The organism is Streptomyces sp. NPDC058295, from assembly GCF_042880655.1.
GTDB classification, from domain to species: domain Bacteria; phylum Actinomycetota; class Actinomycetes; order Streptomycetales; family Streptomycetaceae; genus Streptomyces; species Streptomyces coriariae.
In genome coordinates this window covers 139,153-153,204 of the sequence record NZ_JBHVYO010000008.1, presented here as the reverse complement: position 1 = coordinate 153,204, position 14,052 = coordinate 139,153, and the positions used below count along the sequence as shown (strand labels likewise).

The 14,052-nt window shown below is 69.2% G+C and carries 8 protein-coding genes and 2 pseudogenes; 6 read left to right on the top strand and 4 right to left on the bottom strand.

Annotated elements, in window-relative coordinates:
- Position 1 precedes the first annotated feature (1 nt).
- Together ACFVYS_RS11180 and ACFVYS_RS11175 are read left to right on the top strand one after the other, a co-directional pair.
- Positions 2 to 532 (top strand): annotated as a pseudogene (locus ACFVYS_RS11180) (alginate lyase family protein); the annotation flags it as partial.
- 92 nt (positions 533 to 624) lie between these two features.
- Entirely contained in the window at positions 625 to 2,307 is a 1,683-nt protein-coding gene (locus tag ACFVYS_RS11175) for a carboxylesterase/lipase family protein (protein WP_389500949.1), read from the top strand.
- A 307-nt stretch (positions 2,308 to 2,614) separates the two neighbouring features.
- Here ACFVYS_RS11175 and mmuM read toward each other — a convergent pair whose 3' ends face one another.
- A complete protein-coding gene (gene mmuM, locus ACFVYS_RS11170) occupies positions 2,615 to 3,556 on the bottom strand; it encodes a homocysteine S-methyltransferase (RefSeq protein ID WP_389500947.1) in 942 nt (313 codons plus the stop codon).
- Positions 3,557 to 3,690: 134 nt separating this feature from the next.
- A complete protein-coding gene (locus ACFVYS_RS11165) occupies positions 3,691 to 5,895 on the bottom strand; it encodes an autotransporter (protein WP_389500946.1) in 2,205 nt (734 codons plus the stop codon).
- 392 nt (positions 5,896 to 6,287) lie between these two features.
- On the opposite strand from ACFVYS_RS11165, the pseudogene ACFVYS_RS11160 reads away from it, so the two are divergent.
- A pseudogene (locus ACFVYS_RS11160) lies at positions 6,288 to 6,401 on the top strand (alpha-N-arabinofuranosidase); the annotation flags it as partial.
- A 1-nt stretch (position 6,402) separates the two neighbouring features.
- Positions 6,403 to 7,815 carry an RICIN domain-containing protein gene (locus ACFVYS_RS11155; protein ID WP_389500944.1) on the top strand — a complete coding sequence of 471 codons (1,413 nt, stop codon included), beginning with the start codon at positions 6,403 to 6,405 and terminating at the stop codon, positions 7,813 to 7,815.
- A gap of 6 nt (positions 7,816 to 7,821) precedes the next feature.
- Here the strand turns inward: ACFVYS_RS11155 and ACFVYS_RS11150 are convergent, their stop codons facing one another.
- The gene (locus ACFVYS_RS11150; protein ID WP_389500942.1) at positions 7,822 to 9,504 is read right to left on the bottom strand and encodes a rhamnogalacturonan lyase B N-terminal domain-containing protein; all 1,683 of its coding nucleotides are present in this window, start codon (positions 9,502 to 9,504) and stop codon (positions 7,822 to 7,824) included.
- Positions 9,505 to 9,695: 191 nt separating this feature from the next.
- Between ACFVYS_RS11150 and ACFVYS_RS11145 the strand changes: the two genes are divergently transcribed.
- Positions 9,696 to 10,742, top strand: coding sequence for a rhamnogalacturonan acetylesterase (locus tag ACFVYS_RS11145; protein WP_389500940.1), 1,047 nt, complete (start codon positions 9,696 to 9,698; stop codon positions 10,740 to 10,742).
- A gap of 90 nt (positions 10,743 to 10,832) precedes the next feature.
- Complete coding sequence (locus ACFVYS_RS11140; protein ID WP_389500938.1) at positions 10,833 to 12,584, top strand: DUF2264 domain-containing protein; 1,752 nt, start codon at positions 10,833 to 10,835, stop codon at positions 12,582 to 12,584.
- On the opposite strand, the gene ACFVYS_RS11135 is transcribed toward ACFVYS_RS11140, so the two are convergent.
- Positions 12,529 to 13,914: a hypothetical protein gene (locus ACFVYS_RS11135; protein ID WP_389500936.1), complete on the bottom strand. Its 1,386-nt coding sequence runs from the start codon at positions 13,912 to 13,914 to the stop codon at positions 12,529 to 12,531. The genes ACFVYS_RS11140 and ACFVYS_RS11135 overlap by 56 nt on opposite strands.
- Between the last annotated feature and the right edge of the window lie 138 nt (positions 13,915 to 14,052).

Here is a 14,052-nt window from a genome sequence, read left to right as displayed (position 1 = left end):
CGACCAAGCAGTCGCCTACGCCAAGTCCGGCGCCGGAAACGGTTCCGTAGCGCACGCGGTTCCGTACCTGTACACCGACGCGGACGGCTATGACCTCGGTCAGTGGCAGGAGTCAGGACGGGATCAGGGGCACACCGTGATGGGCATGGGGCAGATGGGCGCGATCTGCGAGATGGCCTGGAACCAGGGTGACGACCTCTACGCCTACGACAGCAAGCGGTTTCTGAAAGCCGCCTAGTACGTTGCCAAGTACAACCTCGGCAATGACGTGCCCTTCACCACCTACACCTGGGGCAGCGGACAGAACTGTGCGCAGAACTCTCAGACCGCCATCTCCGCCTCCTCGCGCGGTCAGGTCCGTCCGGTGTGGGCGCTGCTCCACTACCACTACAACCGACGCCTGTCCCTGGACGACAAGTACGTCTCCCGGATGTGCTTCTCCGTCGCCCCCGAGGGCGGCGGCGGGGACTACGGGTCCACCAGCGGCGGCTACGACCAACTCGGTGTCGGCACCCTGATGTACGCCGAGTAGCCCTGCCGCAGGCTCGTGCACCGGAATACCGCGCGCTGTTGTGGTGCTCTGGTCATACCGGTGCGCGAGCGCGGCGAAGGGCTGGTGAGCAGATGGCAGCAGACCAGACGGACCCACGGGCCGAGGCCCAGAGGGAACCCGACCCCGATCCCGTCGTCACGACCCCCTACGGGGCCGTACGCGGGAGGCACGAGAACGGCATCGCCGCTTTCCGCGGGATCCCTTACGCGGCACCCCCCTTCGGGGCCCGCAGGTTCCGGCCGCCGGTGCCGCCCGAGCCCTGGGACGGGGTGCGCGACGCGGGCACCTTCGGCGCGACACCGCCGAAACCGCCGTACTCCGAGGCCTTCGCCCAGTACCTGTCCGACCCCGTCGTGGCGGGCGACGACTGCCTCAACCTCAACGTCTGGACGCCCGACCCCAGCCCCGCAGCCCGGCTTCCCGTGCTCGTCTGGCTGCATGGCGGCGCCCTGACCAGGGGATCCTCGGCAGTACCGGTGTACGACGGACGGAACTTCGCCCGCGATGGAATCGTTTTCGTCTCCATCAACTACCGGCTGGGGGTGGAGGGCTACGGACTGTTTCCGGACGCCCCCGCGAATCCCGGCCTGCGTGATCAGCTTGCCGCGCTGGAATGGGTGCATCGTTCTATCAGGGCCTTCGGCGGTGACCCCGACAGCGTCACCCTTGCGGGACAGTCCGCTGGAGCCATCAGCACCGGAGCCCTGATCGCGGCCCCGCAGGCACAGGGCCTGTTCCGGCGGGCCGTCCTGCAGAGCGGACCACCTGAGGCCTTCGAACGGGACAAGGTCCGGCGCATGGTCCGCCGCATGGCGACCCGGCTGAAGGTCCCCGCCACCGCCGAGGCCTTCGCCGCCGTCGACCGGGATCTGCTGTTGCGCACCCAGGCGGAGGCGGGCAGGCTCAGCAGCCCCGTCCTGGGCGGGCCCGCCTTCGGCATCGTCATCGACGGCGACCTCGTGCCCCGCGACCCCCTGCAAGCGCTCGTGGACGGGGACGCGGCACCCGGCGTCGACCTGCTCCTGGGCTGGACTCGCGACGAGTACCGGCTGTGGCTCGTGCCGGGCGGTCTGATGGAGCGCGTCGACCGACTGGGGCCCGTGGCCCTCGCCGGCGCCATGGCCCGCTGTCACTGCGGCCACGAGGTGCCGCGCGGCTACCGCGTCCTGCGCCCCGAGGCCGGCACGGCCGAGATCGTCGGCCAGATGGTCACCGACAACCTGCTGCGTGGCCCCCTGCAACGGCTGGCCGAGGCCTGCCCCGGGGCGTCGTATGTGTACGAGTTCGCCTGGCCCTCGTCGAGGCCCGGCCTCGGCGCCTGCCATGCCCTCGAGCTCGGCTTCGTCTTCGACACCGGCGAGACGGCCGAGTCCGCGAAACTCGCCGGGGACGGCGCGCCGCAGGAACTCGCCGACGCGATGCACGGGGCGTGGACACGGTTCGTGGCCACGGGCGACCCCGGCTGGGAGGCCTGGGGGCCGGCGCATCCGGTGCGGATCTTCGGCGAGGTGGACAGCGGGTTGTACGAGGAGGACGGTATTGCGCACGAGGTCGACGGTATGTCGTATACCGCACACGGTCCGCGGGATCGTGAGCTGGCCCTGTGGGCCGCGGAGGCGGCAACCGCTCCGTCCGGAGAACCCGTCCTCGAGACGGCGGCGCCGGACCCGCTGCCCGGCAGGACCCTGCGCGGCCCGGAGCTCAGGTCCGCGGTGCGCCGCCTGCGCCGGGCCGGGGGAACCAGGGGGCGCTGACCGCCGGCCTGCTTCGGCCCTCGCCTTGGCACGCGCGTCGGCGACGTTGTCCAGCCCGTTCACGGCCCGAAGAACCCGTCGGCGGGTGTCCCCGCCGACCGGATACACGCCACCGAGCAGCCGCGACACGGTCGACGCGGGCACCCTCTCTCGGGCCGCCACATCCCGGATCGTGCTGCGTGCTGCGTCCTGACGAGGAAAGCCGCGGACGCGGCGTTCCTCGTCAGGACGCTCTCCCCCGGCGAAATACGGCTGCAACCGCTTTCCCCGAGCGGAGGCCAGCAGCGGTGGGCGGGAGGCCAGAGGTCTAGGCGGAGGTCAGTGTCCGAGCGATGGATGCGACCGCCTCCGGACCGACCCGGCAGCAGCCGCCGATCAGACGCGCCCCCGACTCCCGCCAACCCAGGACCTGTTCGGCGGTGAACGTGGATCGGCCGTTCCAGGCGCGGGCTTCCGCGTCCCACACCTCGCCGCTGTTGGGGTAGACCACGACCGGCTTGCCCGTCACCCGAGCCGCGGTCGTCACGGCGGCTTCGACGTCTTCCGGGGCGCAGCAGTTCACCCCGACCGCGATGACCTCGTCCGTGTCGGCGGCCAGGGCGAACGCCTCGTCCAACGGCTGTCCCGCCCGTGTACGGTCACCGGCGATCGAGTACGACAGCCAGGCCGGCACGCCGAGCCCGCGTACCGCGCGCAACAGTGCCTCGGCCTCGTCGGCGTCGGGAACCGTTTCCAGCGCCAATACATCGGGCGCCGCGGCGGCCAGGACCTCCAGCCGGGGACGGTGGAAACGTTCCAGTTCCGCGATGCTCAGCCCGTAGCGGCCGCGGTACTCGGAGCCGTCCGCGAGCATCGCTCCGTACGGCCCCACCGAAGCAGCCACCCACAACGGGTGGGCGAGACCCTTGTTCCGGGCCTGCCGGGCGGCCTCCTGGGCCAGTTCGACGCTCAGCGCCAGCAGCCGGGCGGCCTCGTCGTGGTCGATGCCGCGCTTGGCGAAACCCTCGAACGTGGCCTGGTAGCTGGAGGTGATCGCCACGTTCGCGCCCGCCTCGAAGTAGGCGAGGTGCGCCTGGGTGATCGCCTCGGGCTGCTCGGCGAGCAGCCGTGCCGACCAGAGTTCGTCACTCAGGTCGTGCCCGGCGGACTCCAGCTGGTTGGACATACCGCCGTCAAGGACGACGGCTCCGGCGGCGAGAGCCGAAGTGAGGGAGGTCTCGGCGGGGGGAGCGGGGATGTCGCTGGTCATGCCACGACGCTAGTCGAACGGACGGCAGACGGTCGGATCCGTCCGGTGAATGAACAGAGTGACCACGATATGGGATGCGGGAAGGCGGCCAGGTCCTCGCTCGCTTCTTCCGTGCCGGGGTGACAAGCGCCGGCTCATCGCCCGTGCGCCGAGTGCCGTCCACCACGGCGGCGCCCGCCGACCCGCGTGCGCCTGGTCGCGGGGACCAGTAGCCCGCCGAGCAATCCGGCTGCCAGTACGTACGGCCACCAGCCGAAAGCGCTGCTCTCGGCCGCGCTCGTACTGCGCGTCTCGGCTGTCACGGACCCCGACGAGGCCTGTCCGTGCGCGCTCGCCGATGGGCTCACGGCTGTCGCTGTGAGGACGACGTCGTTGCCGTCCCCGCCCTTGTAACTGATCCGGTAAACGGTGTCTGCGAGCTTCACCTCGGCTCCCTCGCGCAGCTTGTCGAAGGTGCCGGTAGTGGGGGTGTCCCCGGTGTGGTTCAGCACGGTGATCTCCCGGGCGGAGGTGTTTCCGGCCGCGGGGGAATCTTTCCCGGAAGCGCTACCAGTTCCGGTCGAGGCGGAGGATTTGCCGTAAGCGGTATCAGCCCCGGGTGTCGCGGTGGCCGTTCCTGCGGCGGACAGGTCGAGTCCACCGCTCAGGGTGACCTTGCCGCCCACCTTCAGGGGCTTGTCGGTCAGGATCAGTTGCCCCTTGTCGTTCTGCGTGTAGGCGCCGGTCACGGTCAGCCCGCCCGTGACCACACCCTCGTTCGCCACGGCGCCGTTCACGGTGCCTCGGCCGCTGAGCGCGCTCGTCACCCGCAGCGCCGAGCCGCCGGTGTCCAGCCGCGCTCCCGCCGACGTCAGCCGGACCGCCCTGCTGTTGGCGAGGGTCGCCCCGTCTCTGAGCGCCAGGGTTCCCTGCTTGACCGTCGTCGTCCCGGTGTACGTCACCGCTGCGCCCGTGAGGGTCGTCGTAGCCGCTCCGGACTGGACGAGCGAGCCGCTGCCGCCGAGTCGTGAAAGGGAGATCGCGGTCTTCGCGTTGTGCACGACGAGAGTGCCGTCGTTCACGATCCGGCGCCGGTCGGTACCGGTGAGCAGGGAGCCGTCTCCCTGCGCCGACCCCAGTCGCAGGACCGCCCCCTCTCGAACGGTCGTCGAACCGTCGTAGTACTGCGCGGCCGCGAAGGTGACGTCGTTGCCTTTGGTCCCGGCGATGACGACGTCACCGGCGCCGGGCGCGGCCAGGGCGTCGTGGTATTTGCCGCCGCCGATCGGCGCGCCCAAGGTGACCGGCCCGTTGTAGTCGAAGGTCAGCAGGGACCGCCGTCCGGCGGCCTCGTGCAGGTTGATGTAAACGGTGTCCTTTGTTCCCGGCATGAAGATCTTGTGCGTGGTGCCGTCACCCCACTGCACGTCGGCGCCCTCGATGTTGGTGCCGCGTTTGTTCAACTGGTGAGCCACGGCCCGCCAGTTGATGTCCGGGTCGCTGAGCGAGGGATGGGCGTCGCCCCCCTGGTCGCTGTAGCTGTACTGCCCGGTGAGGACGACCTTGCTGCCGGGGCGTGAGTGGACGTTGACGTCGCTGCCGTACTCCCGCTGATAGAAGTCCTGCCGCAGCGTGATCGTCTGGTAGAGCGGGGTGTCGATGATCCAGGAGCCCTGGTTGAGGATCGCCCGGGCGTTGGGCAGCGACACCGGGTACTCGGGGCGGCCGACCGCCATGCCGGTGCCGTTGTCGATGACCCCGGAGAAGGGGTGGGTGCCCGCCAGGTCGAGGGTGCCCCACATGCTGCGGGGCTGGGTGACGAGACCGGAGCCGCTGATCGTGCCGATGTTGAACGTCCGGGTCAGCGAGAGCCGGAGCGTGCCGTCGACGCGGACGTTGAGCTGATTGAGCTGGTAGCCGGGAGTGTCGTAGGGGAAGTGCCCGATCAGCCCTGTGCCCCCGCCGGTGCCGTACTGGAGAGTCGTCCCACGCTCCACTGTGATCGCGGGCGGGTCGGGGTTGCCGACCGTTGTGTAGGGATGGTTTCCGCCCTGTGTGCGTACCACCTGCCGCTGGCGCGCTTTGGGCAACGTGAAGTCGCTGTCCTTGCTCAGGACCAGCGTTCCGCCACCGCGCACGGTAAGCGTTCCCCGGCCGCGGAAGACGCCGTCGTAGGTTGTCGTCCCGGGGGGCACGGTGACCACGGTGTCGCCGGCGAGCGTCACGTCCCGGTTCGCGAGAACGTCGGCGGTGACGTCCCGGGCGTCGGCGGCCGCGGCCGGGGGAGCGGTGGCCACGAGGGCGGCGACGGTCGCGAGGGCACCGACGACCGCTGCTGAGGTGTGGAGAGGGCTGCGCACGTATCGGAGACGCGTCGGCGCGACACGGATAACAGAAATGTGCTCCCCCGGGTGCCGACGGGGGCTCGTCCCACCCAGAAAACCACCTTCCCGCCGGAAACTTCCGGAAAGGGCTTTCCATCAAGTCCCGTCCGACCCGTTGACCTGCCCGTAACGCACCCTTACCTTTTCGGCGTTCGTCATTCCACATGTCGTTCGGAGTTCCGAACGTCCTCTCTCGAGAGGTAGCCGCGTGCACCCCGATTCGCTCGTCTCCCGGCGCGCCGCCCCCCAGGCGCATCCCGACTCCTCTCGCGAGGACCGGAGCGCGGCGATCCCTTTCCCCTCCATGGCTGATCCGTGGACCTGACTACTCGTCAAGTCCGTTTGCTCATGCCGTACTTCGCCTTGAAGGCGCTCCGCTGAACGACCCCAGCCGACACATCCGGATCCAGGCATTCGGCCCGCAGCCGGACGGCACCCCCGACTTCGGCGTCCTCGCCGACACCGTGAAGGAGAGTGCGTGAGATGAGACGTGCTTACACGACCCTGCTCGCCCTCTGTCTCGTGCTGATGGGCGCCCTCGCGACCGCGGGACCCGCCCAGGCGGCGTCCGTGACGATCGTCAACGGCACTCAGTTCACCGACAGTTCCGGCAGTCCCGTACACGCCCATGGCGGCGGGGTTCTCAAAGTCGGCTCCTACTACTACTGGTTCGGCGAGAACCGCAACGCCGACAACACCTTCCGGTACGTGGACGCCTACCGCTCCACGGACCTGAAGAACTGGGAGTTCCGCAACCACGTCCTGACCCAGTCGAGCGCCTCCGAGCTGGCCAGTGCCAACATCGAACGCCCGAAGGTCATGTACAACGCATCCACCGGCAAGTTCGTGATGTGGATGCACAAGGAGAACGGAACCGACTACAGCGAGGCCCGAGCGGCTGTCGCCGTGTCGGACACCGTCGACGGAAACTACACCTGGCAGGGCAGTTTCCGTCCGCTCGACCAGCACATGTCCCGTGACATCACTGTTTTCGTGGACAGCGACGGCGCCGGGTACATGATCTCGGCCGCACGCGAGAACTACGACCTCCAGATCTACCGGCTCACCGCGGACTACACCGGCATCGCAAGCCTGGTCGCCGACCCCTGGCACGGTGGCCACCGCGAGGCGCCGGCGCTGTTCAAGCGGGGTGGCGTCTACTTCATGCTCACCTCCGGCGCGACCGGCTGGAGCCCCAACCAGCAGCAGTACGCCACGGCGACCTCGCTCGCCGGTCCCTGGTCGGCCATGACGAACGTCGGCGACTCGACGGCGTACGGCTCGCAGACCGCGTACGTGCTGCCCGTCCAGGGAACTTCGGGGACCTCGTACCTCTACCTGGGTGACCGCTGGGGCAACGCCTTCGGCGGGACCGTCAACGACTCCCGTTACGTCTGGTTGCCGCTGACCTTCCCCACGACCACCTCGCTGTCGATGTCCTGGTCACCCGAGGTCACCGTCGACACGGCGGCTGGAACGGTTACCGGAACGAGTGCCACGTACAACACGCTCATCGCCCGGCACAGCGGCAAGTGCGCGGATGTCACGAGTCAGTCCCTCTGGGCGGGTGCCCAGATCAAGCAGTACGACTGCAACGGCGGTAGTAACCAGAAGTACTGGTTCAAGTCCGTCGGAAGCGGTTACTACCAGTTGGTCGTCAGAAACAGTTCTCTGTGCGTGCAGGAGAACGCGAACTCGGTCAGCCAGGAGAACTGCGACACGGCGGCCACCGGTCAGCAGTGGTCGCTGACGACTTCCGGTGCTTACGTCAACGTCAAGTCCCGTGCGAGCGGCGAGTGCCTGGACGTGAACGGCGCGTCCACCGCCAACTCCGCCGCCCTCATCACCTACGCGTGCAACGGAGGAACCAACCAGCAGTGGACGCGCGGAACCTGATCTACGTCAGGCGAGAAGGTCGATCGCGTCGATCGACGTGCCCGCGCTGAGGTAGGAGGTCGTCCCCGAACCGCTCACCACGTTGATCTTCAGCACGTTGTACTGGCTGGTGTCCGTGAGCCATGCGCTCGCCGGAACGCTGTAGGTGAACGTGTAGTTGTTGCCCCGGTAGGACCCGTTGGTCAGGGACCGGGTGCTCGGCTGGGTGGGTGGGGAGGGGATGGCCGAGGTCCAGGTGTCGTTCACGACGACCTGCGGCCGGCCGTTGGCGTAGGCCGTCGTCACGCCGATGCGCAGGGTGTGCGCGGCGGCGGCCTGGGCCGCGGTGAGCTTGAAGTACACGAGCAGACCGCTGTTGACGTCCTTCCAGAGGTAGCAGGGGAACGCCGAGGTCTCGCTGCCGCTGCCGACCACCACGTTGCCGGTCCAGGCGGCGGCCCGGACGTCCGACGGGTGCGCGTACGTCATCAGGTCGGCGTTCTTGAAGCCGCTCGGTGTGCCGGTCCAGTCGTTGATCCGCCAGATCGCGCTCGCGTTGCCCGGGTCGTTCGACGAAGGGATCGCGATCGAATTGAGGGTGGTCGTCCCACCCGCGGATACGGTCACCTGCGTACTGTATACAGCCAGTTCGCTCTTGTGGACGGTCAGTGTGTACGTCCCCGGGAGCACCCCGGGGATCGAGAAGAAGCCGTCGGACGACCGTGCCGAACCCCAGTACTGTGCAGCCGAGTTGGCCAGCCCGACCGTGTACGGGTACGCCGTGTTGCGTCCCGTGATGCCGACTCCCGCGACCCGGCCCCGGCCGCTCGCCGCCACGTAGCCGGAGATGCCGAGCGAATCCGCCCACGAGGTGGCCAGGGTGCCCGGAAACAGTGACGCAGAGGGTGCGCCGCCGTCGGTGAGGGCGATGACGTAGGGGCCCTGGAGGCCGAAGCGCTGCTCCTCGGTCTGGTTCTGGCCGTAGTACAGGATCTCGTACAGGCCGCCGCCGTCCGCGCTCTGGTGGCGCAGGAGGGAGCGGTAGAACGGGCCGCCCGAGGCCTTCTCGTGGTTGCTGCGCACGATCCAGAGGCCGACGCTGCCGGTCGTCCAGCCGATGTAGTTGTAGTCGATGACGCGCAGCTTGGAGTAGTGCTTGGAGCGGGTCTGGCCGTCGGACTTCGCGAAGACGTCGGAGGCCTCGATGGTACTGGTCGTGTACGTGTAGGAGTCGGGCTCGTCGTTGAGGAACAGGCCCGCCTTGACGCGCACGATGTAACGGGTTGCCGAAACGGAAGTGTCGGCTTTGTTGGTCCACAGGTAGACGTTGTTCTCGCCGCTTCGGGCCGCGTAGTAGTGCTTCAGCGTGCCGTGCGTGACGGAGATCAGGATCGTCGAGCCGGACTGCGTGATCGTCACGGTGGAACTTCCGAGGCCCGACTCGATGTGCGAGTTCATGCCGCCGTAGCCCTGGTACTCGGTTCCCCGGTAGGCCAGTGAGGTCAGGTCGCCGGTGGATTTGCTGACCTTGAAGACCAGGTTGGCGCCGGTGTCGACGACGTAGTTCGAGCCGTCGTCGGTGTAGCCGAAGGCTGCTGCGGCGGCCGGTGCGGCGAGCGGCCCGGCCAGGGCGGCCGAGCCTGCTGTGGCCGCGGTGCCGAGGACGAAGGTGCGGCGTCGGATCGACCGGGGGTTCTCGGATCCGGACATGGGGGTGCCTCCTTCGGGAGGTGTGGGGGTGCGGGTGCCTGAGAGAGTGACAGTTGAATCGATTTCGCGAAAGGGCTTTCACTCGCTGGAGGTTGGCAATCTCGTGAAATCGTCCCCAGGTCTAGAAAGCGCTTGCCAGAGGCGGTACGGTCCAGCCGCCAGCCCCTGTTGCCGTGACGGAGGAGCCGTAAGTGAGACGTTTCAACATTGCCGTGCTGGCGGCGCTGACCCTGGGCGCCGGTCTGACCGCGGTACCCGCCGCTCAGGCGCACGGCGGTCACGCCCCCCTCGGCATCGACAACTGCACCGCTGCCGCCTGCCACTTCGACGTCCCGCCCGGCACCTACGACATCGAGGTAGTCCTCGGAAGCGACGTCGAGTCGAGTACCGGCATCAGCGGAGAGACCCGGCGCGCCCTGCTCCCCGAGACCGCCGCTCCCGCCGGCGAACGGGTGGTCCGCAGCTTCACGGTGGACGTCCGAACCCCTGAGGGTGAACCGACGGGTGCGGCCGGAACCGCTGGTCTGGACTTGGCGGTAGCCGGCTCGGCGCCGGCCCTGGCCGACATCAGGGTCACCCGGGCCCGGCACGCACGGCAGGTCTTCCTCGTCGGTGACTCCACCGTCTGCGATCAACCGGGGGACCCGTACACCGGGTGGGGCCAGCAGTTGCCGCAGTATCTGCGCAAGGGAGTCTCGGTCGCCAACTACGCCGATTCCGGAGAGAGTACGGTCACTTATCTGGGGAACCCACTGCTTTGGGCCACGGTCCAGCCGCTGATCCGCCCCGGCGACCTCGTCCTGGTCCAACTCGCCCACAACGACAAGACGACCGACGAGGCGACCTACCGGGCGAACCTCGAGACACTGGTGGCGGGAGTGAGGGAGAAGGGCGGTCGGCCGGTCCTGGTGACCCCCATCGTGCGCCGGTGGTTCAATGCCGACGGCACGCTGAACAACGGAACCGCCCTGCTCGTCAACGGACTTGGCGTCGACCACCCGGCGGTGATCCGCTCGGTCGCCGCCACCCAGGAGGTTCCGCTGATCGATCTCACCGCCAAGACCAAGGCGCTGGTGGAGTCCCTCGGTGTAGAGGGCTCCAAGGCGCTCTATCTCTACAACGAGAAACGCGACAACACGCACACCTCCGTGCACGGTGCAACGGTTTACGCGGGCCTGGTCCGCGACGAACTCGTCACCCAGCATCTGGTGCCGAGGGGCACCGTGCGGGTGGGATGAACGCCTGGGGGCGCCCCGACCGGAACCGGGACGCCCCCAGGTCCTGGCATCACCAGGCTCCGCACCGGCCGTGAAGGAAAGAAACAGCAGATGCATCTGCCCCCGCCCGACCTCGCCCGCAGTCCCCGCACCGGCTACACCCGCGCACACTGGGAGGCTGCCGCCGACGCGCTGCTCGCCGCGGTGGAGCCGTACGCCACCGAGGATCGCGCTCTCTACCACTTTCCCGGCGGCCGCGAGAGCTGGTCGGGCCACCTCTCCGACGGCCTGGAAGGGTACGCCCGCACGTTGCTGCTGGCGGCCTTCCGTCGTGACGAGACGGCGCTGGAGCGTTACGCAACCGGTCTCGCGGCCGGTGTCAGCGGTGTCTGGCCCCGCATCGAGGACCGCGGTCAGCCCCTCGTCGAGGCCGCGTCGATCGCCCTCGCGCTGCGACTGACCCGTCCGCTGCTCTGGGACCGCCTCGACGACGGTGTCCGGCAGCGCGCCGCGGCCTGGCTCGGAGACGCGCTGACCGCCGAGGCCTGGCCCTGCAACTGGGAGTTGTTCCCGGTGACGGTAGGCGGTTTCCTGGAGTCCGTCGGCCATGAGCCGGAGGCCTCCCGCAAGGCGATCGACCGCGGGTTGGAGCGCATCGAGCAGTGGTACGTCGCCGACGGCTGGTACAGCGACGGCGCCGGCCGTGCCTTCGACTACTACAACGGCTGGGCGATGCACCTCTACCCGGTCCTGCACGCCTGGCTGGCCGGCGATTCCGAGCTGCTCGCCTTGTACGGCGGGCGGCTCAGGACCCATCTCGGCGACTACGCACGCCTGTTCGGTGGTGACGGTGCCCCCCTGCACCAGGGCCGTTCTCTCACCTACCGCTTCGCCACCACCGCCCCCCTGTGGCTGGGCACCCTGACCGGCCACACCCCGCTCCCCTCCGGCGAGACCCGGCGCCTCGCCTCGGGCGCGCTGAAGTACTTCCTGGAACGCGGTGCGGTCGACGAACACGGTCTGCTGACCCTCGGCTGGCACGGCCCCGACGAGTCGGTCCTCCAGGGCTATTCGGGACCGGCCTCCCCCTACTGGGCGAGCAAGGGATTCCTCGGGTTGTTGCTGCCACCGGAACACGAGGTGTGGACGGCGACGGAGGAGTCGGGGCCGGCGGAACGGGAGAACGCGGTTACCCCCGTTGCCGCTCCCAACTGGCTGCTGCAGTCGACAAGTTCGGACGGACTGGTCCGCCTGCACAACCACGGCAGCGAGGACGTCCGCTACGACCCGCACTACACGAGGTTCGCCTACTCCACGGTCACACGGCCGCTGGACGCGCCACCGGACAACGTCGTGCTGGTCGGCGGCGACCCGCGTCGCGAGGGCATCGTCCCGCTCGGAGTGGGAGAGGGCTGGGCGGCCTCCCGGTATGTGCTGAGCTCCGGGGCCGAAGTCACCAGCCTGGTGGTGGCCGAGGGAGCGGTGGAGGTGCGGGCCCACCTGGTGGCCGGCGCGGAGCCGGGAACGGAGGTGCACATCACGGGTTGGGCACCGGGGGAAGGCGGGGACGAGCGGGCCGAGCTGGCGCCCGTGCACGGGCTGGCGGGCACGTCCCCCCTGTCGGGTGTGGTGGGCGAAGACCCTGCGACTCTCTTCGTCGCGCTGGCCCGCCTCACGGCCGACCCTGACCCCCTGCCCCTCCGGGAAGTGGTGTCGGTGAAGGTGCGAAGGGTGGATGCCGGCTCCGTTCACGGCGCGTACGACCTGAGCGTCCACCGGCCGACGGGTTCGGAACGCCATTTCCGCTTCACGGCTTCAGACGCGCAATCCGCAGCGTCGTCGTGGTCGGTGAAGCCCCGGTGAGCGGCTTTGCGTAGGACGGTGCCACGGGGGCGTATGCCCAGGTCAGCGTCCCGTCCTTGAGGACCGCGAGGTCGCCGGCGATGCGGGCGCTCACCACCTTGTCCGGGCTCTGGAACGTGCCGTTCCAGTCGACGAGACGCAGGTGGGTGCCCGTGAAGGTGCCGGTGCAGGTACCGCTGGCGCACGTGGCGCCCTTCAGGGATTCCCAGGAGACGAGGAGGCGGTCCTTGCCGTAGGGAGCGACATGGACGTTGACGTTCTCCGTGCCGACGGCGCTGGTGAGGTAGACGGCCTTGCCCGGACCGGAGCTGCGGTTCTTCATGAACGCCAGCGCGACCTGATGGGTGCTCGTCCTCGGTTTCACGGTCCAGCCGCGGCCGCTGGCGTCGTCCGGGTTCTTCTTGGCCGAGATGGCGCCGCGGGACGCGAAGGCGGTTACGTAACGGCCGGTGGACGACTTCACGAGGTCGCCGGTCCGGCCGGGGAAGGTGCCGCCGCAGTATCCGGCCCAGCACTGCTCGCGCTGCACCACGGGGGCGGTGTCCGGAGCCCCGATGCCGGTCGACACGAAGAGCCCCGAGCGCCAGTCGTCGAAGCACAGGGAGGTGAAGGCGCCGGAGGTCTCGGCGTGCAGGGCGACGCCCTCGTTGTGGCTGCATCCCCAGCTCCAGCCCCCGGTGAGCTTCGCCCCCTTGGCGCTCAGGTACGCCATCTTGTCCCCGTAGTGCCCGTCGGCGAAGCCGCCGGCTCCGTGCACGACGAAGTAGGCGCCGTACTTCGCGCCGTTCCAGGACAGTTGCCCGTCGAGCAGCGGTGCGGTGTCGTGGGAAGCGGTTCCGGTGAGTTTCGTGAGGAAGGTCCGCTTGCCACCCGTGTAGCGGACGATGGCGGCCGCCGTCTCCTTCCACTTGTTCGTGTCGGCGACCCGAGTGAGCAGTGCGAAACCGTCATTGTGCGCGACCAGGCCGCCGACCTCCTTGGCGCCCTTGACGACCGTGTCGGCGCTCGAGCGCTTCCCGGCGGCGGTGAGCGGGGTGACGTGGACGCCGTCCGCCGCCGGCCAGGCGACGCGGAGCGTGCCGTTCGGCGCCACCGCGGTCGTCGTACGCGTCCACTCCCGGGTGTTGTTGTAACCGGCCGACAGGTAGGGGAACTTCGCGGCGAGCGTGACGGCGGTGGTGGTGGGGGAGAGGTTCGGGGAGGTCGTCGCGGCCCCGGCGGTGCCCCACCACGCGCCGGCGAGCACCCCGGCAGCCGCGAGGGCACCGATCGCGGGCTTGCGGGCCGCGCGCATACGGCGGTGGTGCGTCGTGCGTCGTGCAGATGTCATGGCCGGTGGTCGCCGCCGGGCAGGAAAAGGTTGCCGTGCCGGGTGGGGGACGGAGCCGGTGGGGCGAACGTGGCGGATGTGGCCAGGGTGAGAACGGAAGGGAGCCGGCTTGGTGGACGTGGCTCGGTCAGCGCCCCT

Bases quoted from the DNA above. Each gene is read 5' to 3' on its own strand.
- ACFVYS_RS11155 (WP_389500944.1), top strand. From the start codon at position 6,403: ATGAGACGTGCTTACACGACCCTGCTCGCCCTCTGTCTCGTGCTGATG.
- ACFVYS_RS11140 (WP_389500938.1), top strand. From the start codon at position 10,833: ATGCATCTGCCCCCGCCCGACCTCGCCCGCAGTCCCCGCACCGGCTAC.
- ACFVYS_RS11135 (WP_389500936.1), bottom strand. From the start codon at position 13,914: ATGACATCTGCACGACGCACGACGCACCACCGCCGTATGCGCGCGGCC.
- ACFVYS_RS11150 (WP_389500942.1), bottom strand. From the start codon at position 9,504: ATGTCCGGATCCGAGAACCCCCGGTCGATCCGACGCCGCACCTTCGTC.
- mmuM (WP_389500947.1), bottom strand. From the start codon at position 3,556: ATGACCAGCGACATCCCCGCTCCCCCCGCCGAGACCTCCCTCACTTCG.
- ACFVYS_RS11175 (WP_389500949.1), top strand. From the start codon at position 625: ATGGCAGCAGACCAGACGGACCCACGGGCCGAGGCCCAGAGGGAACCC.